General features: G+C 34.7%; 5 protein-coding genes. 3 read left to right on the top strand and 2 right to left on the bottom strand.

Going from position 1 to position 5,379, the window contains the following annotated elements:
- Positions 1-479: 479 nt before the first annotated feature.
- Positions 480-800, top strand: coding sequence for a hypothetical protein (locus DYY65_RS09585; protein ID WP_162477740.1), 321 nt, complete (start codon positions 480-482; stop codon positions 798-800).
- Positions 801-1,564: 764 nt separating this feature from the next.
- On the opposite strand, the gene DYY65_RS09590 is transcribed toward DYY65_RS09585, so the two are convergent.
- Positions 1,565-2,353: an alpha/beta fold hydrolase gene (locus DYY65_RS09590; RefSeq protein WP_162477741.1), complete on the bottom strand. Its 789-nt coding sequence runs from the start codon at positions 2,351-2,353 to the stop codon at positions 1,565-1,567.
- A gap of 64 nt (positions 2,354-2,417) precedes the next feature.
- Between DYY65_RS09590 and DYY65_RS09595 the strand changes: the two genes are divergently transcribed.
- Both DYY65_RS09595 and DYY65_RS09600 read left to right on the top strand, forming a co-directional pair.
- Complete coding sequence (locus DYY65_RS09595; protein WP_162477742.1) at positions 2,418-2,645, top strand: hypothetical protein; 228 nt, start codon at positions 2,418-2,420, stop codon at positions 2,643-2,645.
- 137 nt (positions 2,646-2,782) lie between these two features.
- The gene (locus tag DYY65_RS09600) at positions 2,783-3,163 is read left to right on the top strand and encodes a hypothetical protein (RefSeq protein ID WP_162477743.1); all 381 of its coding nucleotides are present in this window, start codon (positions 2,783-2,785) and stop codon (positions 3,161-3,163) included.
- Positions 3,164-3,736: 573 nt separating this feature from the next.
- Here the strand turns inward: DYY65_RS09600 and DYY65_RS09605 are convergent.
- Positions 3,737-4,777 carry an alpha/beta hydrolase gene (locus DYY65_RS09605; protein WP_162477744.1) on the bottom strand — a complete coding sequence of 347 codons (1,041 nt, stop codon included), beginning with the start codon at positions 4,775-4,777 and terminating at the stop codon, positions 3,737-3,739.
- Positions 4,778-5,379 lie beyond the last annotated feature (602 nt).

Raw genomic sequence — 5,379 nt, forward strand, 5'->3', positions numbered from 1 at the left:
AATATACAGCTGCCACCAACTTTTTTCTACACTTATATGGCAAGCACCGCAACATCCTACCAAGTTTAGTATGTAACCAGAACTCAGTAGGATTTGATAGTTTTTCCTATGAGACTAGCCAGACCAAACTCTTACAAGTGTTCTGTTTTTCTTTAAATAGTCCAATGAACGCCCTGTTCATCAAGCCTTAATTTATTATCTCTCATTTTGCATAACGACCGCTATCCAGAATCTTGTGTGTACTCGTCATGCCTCCTGAACTTACTGACATAAACTAAGTCCATCACGTTTAGGTAATAATCAATGTGAAAATTCTAGAAACAATTGCGCAGGAGAGGTATAATAGATTCATAGGCTTGTAACCTGGCTAAAAATTGCTATTATGAAATATGTATTGAATGTATTAAGCTACAATCTAAATATTGAATGTATTAAGCTACAATCTAAATGCATTGAACAATTCTTCTTCTTACAGGTGTATGATACCATTTCAACATGCATATAAGCTATATTGTCTATTGATAAGTAGGATATATTATGGACTCTACTTTAAAATCAAATCAACGTTAAAGCCAATGCTAAAACGAACGCTAAAACGTCAAACTCCTTACCTCATAGGAGGTACGATAACTGGGATTATAATGTCATATTATTATGGCTTTATTGTTTCCATCGTAGTAAATAGTGCTATTTGGTTTGTTATATCAACTATTGTTAACAAATATTACTGGAATTACACAGGATTTAAGGAAGAAATGTATCTCGTGAAATTTGGATTATCTAGAATCAATGCAAGGTGAATAAAGGCTAAGTGATATTTCATAGAAAATAAGCAATATTTCAAGAAGCGATCACATAAGTTTTATTATGGATAAAATTCTTATCATTTTTGTTTTGTTTTGACCTTGTACCCGCTTTGACTTTCTTTGAAAGATTTTGTGCCTACTTTTTTCTTTGCTGACGGAAGTGTAACCCACGTTGGTAAGCTATAATGTCACCTATGTATGGACGTACACCTTCGTTGAATTATCTATTGCAACTCTGGGGCCATAGCCGTACCTTCACTATGACCAATTATACTCATTTTTTTAGGATCTACCCCAGGCTGTTGTATAAGAACATTCAAAGTTTTCTCTGCATCATGAATTAGATCATTGCTTGTAGTGGATCATGTTAGAGTATAAAATATATAATGATTATATACTAACTACTCATTAAAAATTATTCTTCTTAGAGGAACGAATGAGCAAAATAGTCAGATTCAAGACAAATGATTGATTATTCGCTAGGTATTTTTTGCAGCTTTGACTATATTACTTATCCATAGTCATAACTAGCCATCTATTAATTTTGCTTACCTCTACTTCTTCGTACTTCTACTATCCAACAAAAGTTTCTGGTATAAAACAGTCTAAAACTGAAATCAATAATCAAATCAAGTCAGTAACTAATTATGATTGCAGATTATTAATATCCTTGAAAGATTGTCAGAGACTAAGATCCCAGGTTCAAGACTATATATTTTATACATTTCAACAAAACTCTTCAATTGCTCCTGAAGTATCTATTCTTTAAGAAAGTCAATAACAATCTTATTAAAAAGCGTTGAGTTATCCCTATAAAGTGTATGCCCGCAATTTTCGAGGAGAATTATTCTACAATTTTTCATTTTTATGAAGGGATAGAGAAAACTTACAGGAATCATTTGATCATCTTTTCCCCAAATTAATAGCGACTTAGCCTTGATTTTGTTTAATCGGTCATTTATTCTTGGTGCATGTGCACTACCCTCAAGAGCTGACATATATGCTTCTCTAGCTCCTGGTAATGACAATCTCTCAAAAAGCATATTCGCGTAATTAAATTCAATAGGTTTGACATTTTTATCTATCCTCAGGAGAGTATCTCTCACTTGTTTTACTGTCTTTGCTTTTACAATATTGATATAATCACGTAATACAGGCGTTCCCTTAAATGAAAAAGGAAGAGCACCTGCCGGACTTATAAGTATGAGTTTAGAAACTTCTGATGGGTAATTTATCGCAAATTCTGCCGCAATATGTCCTCCAAGGGAGCTGCCAATAATAGACAAAGAATGTGAACCTCTTCCTAATTGTTTGATAAATTTGGAAATAAATTTAAAGTAATATTTTATATTGTAAGTCATTTGAGGTTTATCACTTAGACCAAACCCAGGTAAGTCAAGTGCGATTACTTGAAACCCGTGGGACGAAATTATCTCAATATTATTTATCCAGCTTTCTATCGAGCCACCTAGTCCGTGAATCAATAAAACAGGATTGCCTTTGGATTCTGTGGCAAGGTAGCGTACATGAATTTTAGCTACGTTCAAATATCTATAATGCATATATTTTGTAATTACTTACGAAACCATAAATAAACGTCACAATATACTTTTGTTCAGACATACCAGTATATCAGGTGAAAGTACAACGTCAACCACAGGAACAACAACAACCAACCCTAACACGACATCACCATCAACGTCGCCACAATCTTCAACTACCGTAACCAATGTGATAACTAATAATAGGAACATACTCGAATCGTCTTCTTCTTCGAATGGTGGAGGTACTCTCTTGGTACTACTTCCTCACAGACAACTAATAATAACAACTTCCTGACCTATCTAAACACACCAGATAAAATAACAATACGATATTCTTCTGCATGGACAAAAACAGAATTTGCAAACAATCCTAGCATTCCTGTTATTTTCAATGCTCCTATTAATGGTACTACAACAGCAAAAACTACTCTGATGGTAAATATTAATAGTCAATTAACGCCATCTTCTGCAACACCCGATGCTTACACACAGCAGATTAACGCTTTGACAAAATCAAGTGTAATAAAACATATCATCACTGACACACATTCCAAAGTACTTACACCTACAGGTATTGCTGCATATCGTGAAATAAGTTATAATGGCATCAAGATCAGTACAGTCAACAATATACCTACACAAATACCACTCAAAAGAACAGCAATCTTCTTTGTAAATGGTAATACACGGTACAGCCTCTTGTACCTTGCAAAACAAACAGAGTACAATCAAAATCTTCCTACAGTACAGCAGGTGATTAATACATTTCAAATTTATTCTACTAATGGTTCTGTTGGCAGTAGCAACAAATAAGTACTCACAGCAAAGGTAATAGATAATGAAATATAAATACCTACAAATTTTTAGAAGGCGTTGAAAAGATGAACTGATTGTAGGAAAAACTTTATACTACGATAATAACCCAATTCTATTTTTAGGCTGCAATATCTTTTTCAGTAATTATTCTTTTTGGTGTTATTGTAACAAAAGAAAATAGTGGAGTCTGATCATCTTCAGTTCTGTACAAATGCTTACTCTTCTAACCAAGGGCTATATTTTTTACTTTTGTTAATGCGCTACCTTTGATAAAGCAGTATCCTCTTTTGCTATTTTTACCATCTACTATAAACCAGATTGGGACAATATAAGCATCATTTTTTCTCTTCGAGACAAACGACACAGATAGAAGTAGAGTAACAACATTCCTAAATATACGTCAACTGGAAAGACAGTGCAGATATACAAAGCAAGGTTAGAAGAACTAGAAGAGATAAACCAATTAAGAAATCGTGACGATTTAAGGATGATGCTATATCGCAATTATCAGATAAACAAGGTTGCAATAGATTGAGAGAAGACAGCAACCGATGATGTCATCTGCAATTTTTACAATATTTGTTTGATTTCATTGTTCCATTCATCCACTACTACATTCATTGCTCCATCATCCATTAACTTCTTGGTAGTTGGATCTCTAAAGCCCATGTATCCCATATGATTAAATCCTCTCTCCATAGCTTTACAATCTTTACTTGTTAATCCGAGATCAGGCTTACCGTCAGCATTTGCATCACATAAAGGAAGTATTTCATTCTGAACGTCTTGCTGAATATAATTAGACGGTAGAGATATCCCTTTGTGTGCTCCGGTATTTCCAAGTGCAGTATGATCTTCCACTCTTGGATAGGTGCCTGGTATTACTTTATCTTTGGGATCAACTAAATTGTAAAAATTGGTGACCACTTGTTCTATAATTTTGCGCATGGGAGACTCTATTCCATCGACGCTCCATGAACTGGCAACCCCTGCACCCATTAAATCAACAGAAGCTAGTTTGAAATTCTCACTTTTCCATTCTTTATTTTTGTGTAAGCTAGCCAGGGTGCTAAGTGTAACTCTGCCACCCATCGAGTGGCCAATCATTCTAACCTTTGAATCTGGACATTTATTCTTAAAGTCTAAAATGAAGTGTGCAAGTTTTGGCCCTTGTTGTTCAGCTATCGTTCCAACTGTCGAACCGCCATTAGAAGTGTTTGGATCCCAACTAAATCCAATAACAGGATTGTAGTAGCCATTACTATTCAACGACATCTTTACTCTCTCAGTTTGCTCTATGGCATTGCTTTGAGTAGCTCCAACACCATGTACAAATATTACAATTTCAGCAGGACACGTTCCAACTTGTAAACCTGGAACATCAGTGGCAGCATAGTCTTTTTTATTGTGATTTGGAAGTAGTAGTGATGTACTAGTATCAAAATTGGCACGTGTAGATACCAATGGTGTATCGGCTGCATTTGCTACGGTTCCCGCTGCTGTTTTTGTTGTTGATGATGATGTTGCTGCAATTGCGGTTGTTGTTTTTGTGGATACGAGTATTACTGAACCAAGAATTACCAAGGACACCAATAATGACGCGAATCTCATGTTTCAAAGGATTAGCGAAGGCTATTTATTTAAAGAAATATGAAGAGAAATGCTCGCATTTAGGGAGTCTCTTAGATCTGAAGAACTTATCCAGATTTATATACTAATAAGTCCTGTAGTAAAGTTAAATCTATCTAAGGTGAACCTGACAGATTTATGTCTGTCTTCATGCGAGAGATAGTGTATATTACTTCTATGAAATGAGTCTACTGACTTTTTGATAAGGTCTGTTTCTACAGTAGTCGCAGTAGGATTACTGCCGATGGTTGGATTTCCATCTGAGATAGTTACGTGATAACCTATACTGAAATCTAAGAATTGACCGAAAGGTTGATCTCCAATTAGAGTAGCAATTTAATTCTCAAGTTCAAACAAATTAAATATCTACTACTCCCTTAAAGTGAGCACCTTTATTATACAACCTTTAGATAAAACTTTTTTGCAATGTATAAGAGTACTATTTTGTGATACAATCTTTAGATAAACTAAAACGGTACATGGACTATAATTGCAATTCAATTCTAGATAAACTGGGGATCAGCTATATTTCCGAAGGTTCAGAAAGGCAGGCAAATGCTATATCGTCAATAAATGAGGCCAGA

It is taken from the genome of Nitrososphaera sp. AFS, from assembly GCF_009898475.1.
GTDB lineage: Archaea > Thermoproteota > Nitrososphaeria > Nitrososphaerales > Nitrososphaeraceae > Nitrosopolaris.